The organism is Psychrobacter sp. (genome assembly GCF_036731945.1).
Lineage (GTDB): Bacteria > Pseudomonadota > Gammaproteobacteria > Pseudomonadales > Moraxellaceae > Psychrobacter.
In genome coordinates, this window is the sequence record NZ_DAINDI010000034.1 from 29,094 (window position 1) to 31,656 (window position 2,563).

A 2,563-nucleotide genomic window follows, 5' to 3' on the forward strand; every position below is an offset into this window, starting at 1 on the left:
CTTACCTTAGGTCTTAGTGGATGTCAGAGTTTGCCAAAGCAGCCGCATTTGCCTGAAAGCCAAGCTTTATCCGCGCGTATCGACGCTTTATATCAACAAGAGGGTCGCGAGCAAAATAGCAAGCAAAAAGACGGCCAACAAAACAGCCAAACTACCAATACAAAAACAGATAGCACTGATTTAGTCGCCGCTATCAGTGAACAAAACGAGATTCACCCTGATTTATCGGGTTATCATCCGATTGTGACAGGTGCCAACGCTTTTGCTTCACGCAGTATTTTGACCAGCATGGCCACGCGTAATATCGACGCCCAATATTATATTTGGCACGATGACCAAGCCGGACAGCTGATGCTAAAGGACTTATGGGACGCGGCCGAGCGCGGCGTCATCGTTCGTTTGTTGTTGGATGATTTTAATAATAGTGCCAAATTTGATCAGCATTTATTACGTTTTGCCAGCCACCCAAATATCGCCGTACGTATTATCAACCCATTGATGTACCGCAAATTTCAAACTTTAAACTTCGTGACAGGTCTACCGCGCATCAATCGGCGCATGCACAATAAAAGCATGACCTTTGATAAGCAAATCACCATTATTGGTGGGCGTAATATTGGTGATGAATACCTAAGTAATGATAAAAACAGCCAATTTGCCGATTTAGACGTTTTGCTCATCGGTAAAGTAGTCGCTGACATTGACAATAGCTTTGCCAGTTACTGGTCAGCGCCAATTTCATTTGATATCCAAACCCTTGCCACCCTTGATAAAGGTGAAACCACGGATTTTTTGGAAGGTTTGGACAAACTAAGAGCCGATGAAAAAAACAACAGTAAGAGCAGCTTAGACGTCTATAAAACGGCTATCGAAGATTCCTCTATTGATAGTGACCTAATTAATAAGCGCGTGCCCTTTCGCTGGACTGACATGCAGTTTTTAAGCGATGACGTCGGCAAATTGACCAAGACTGTCCCAGCCGATACCAATCTGGTGCATCAGCTGCGTACCTTATTGGGCAGTCCGACCAAACGTCTGACGATTATTTCATCCTATTTTGTCCCAACCAAAGATGGGGTCAATACGCTGGTCGAGCTGGCAGAAGCGGGAATTGATATCAAGATTTTGACCAATTCTTTTGATGCCACCGATGTGACCGCTGTGCACTCTGGCTACAGTCAATGGCGCCCAAGCTTATTGCGAGCTGGAGTAAAAATCTACGAGCTAAAATCAACCGCTTCTGAAGAAAAACGCGAAAACAAGCTTTGGAAGGCGCGCAGTCAATCGTCTACCAGCCTGCATGCCAAGACTTTTGCCGTTGACGACTACCAAGTATTTATCGGCTCATATAACGTCGATCCACGTTCCGCCAACATCAATACTGAGATGGGCGTCATTATCAATGATGAAGAGCTGGCAAAACAATTGCATAGCGCGCTCAGCGATGAATTATTGGGTCAAGCCTATGAAGTTAAGTTGTTAGAAAATGGCAGTTTGCAATGGCATACCGTAGAAGCTGGTGAAAAGGTCGTTTACGATTCAGAGCCACGCGTCGATATTAGTGATCATATTTGGTTGGCCATTATGTCGTGGCTACCGATTGATTGGTTGTTATAGATAGCCAATACTTTTATCGCACGACTGTTATTTCATACGCTTTATTTACCCATTTTAATAAACCCCTCTTTAAGTGGATGCGTGATCTATTATGCCTTCTCGTTCTCAATATGCTCTGATGTCTTCTAAAGATAGAAATGCTGTACTGTTTATTTGCTTTAGTAGCGCAGTCGCGTTTTTTGATTTTTTGATTTATTTATATCTTGCCGATATCATCGCCGCTGCCTTTTTTCCTGCTAATACCAGTGCGGCAATGGCGAAAATACAAGGGCTTGGGCTATTTGCGATTGGATATTTGGCACGTCCGTTTGGCGGGGTTATCTTTGGGCGCTTTGGTGATATTAGTGGACGAAAACCGATATTATTAATGAGTATTTTGGTGACCGCTGCAAGCTTGCTGGCGATGGCCTGCTTGCCAACCTATGCCCAATGGGGTATGGCTGCGCCTGCTTTATTCATTATTTTACGCCTAATACAAGGGATGGCGTTTGGGCTTTTTGTACCACTGGCTTGGGTTTTTGTGTCAGAGCATGTGCCGCGCCAATATTTGTCAGTCGCTTGTAGTTATGTGACGGCAAGCTTTTTTGTCGGTGTACTATTTTCCAACGCCTTTTTTCTTTGGCTAACCAACTCCATGACCACAGAGCAACTGGCTGCTTATGGCTGGCGGATACCGTTTTTTATGGCGGCCATCCTAAGCGTGCTGCCTTTATTGGCATGTCGCTTGATAGATGAATCGCCATTTTTTATCGCCATGAAAGCCGCAAAGCCGCGTGATTATATTGCCAAACCCTTTATCCTGCTCTTTAAGCATTGTAAGCATTCTATCTTTATCGGTTTGCTGCTCGCCTTTATCATAGCCAGTATCACCACCGTTATCATTCTGCTCCTACCCGATTTAATTGAGCTGCGTTTTACTTTGGATAATGATTTATTTGGCTTTTCA

The 2,563-nt window shown here is 44.1% G+C and carries 2 protein-coding genes; both read left to right on the forward strand.

The features are described from left to right. Nucleotides 1–1,617: phospholipase D family protein (locus V7D75_RS08545; RefSeq protein ID WP_333614222.1), on the forward strand; the 1,617-nt coding region annotated here is incomplete at its 5' end. Nucleotides 1,618–1,708: 91 nt separating this feature from the next. Then, the coding region (locus V7D75_RS08550; protein ID WP_333614223.1) for an MFS transporter at nt 1,709–2,563 on the forward strand (855 nt) is incomplete at its 3' end.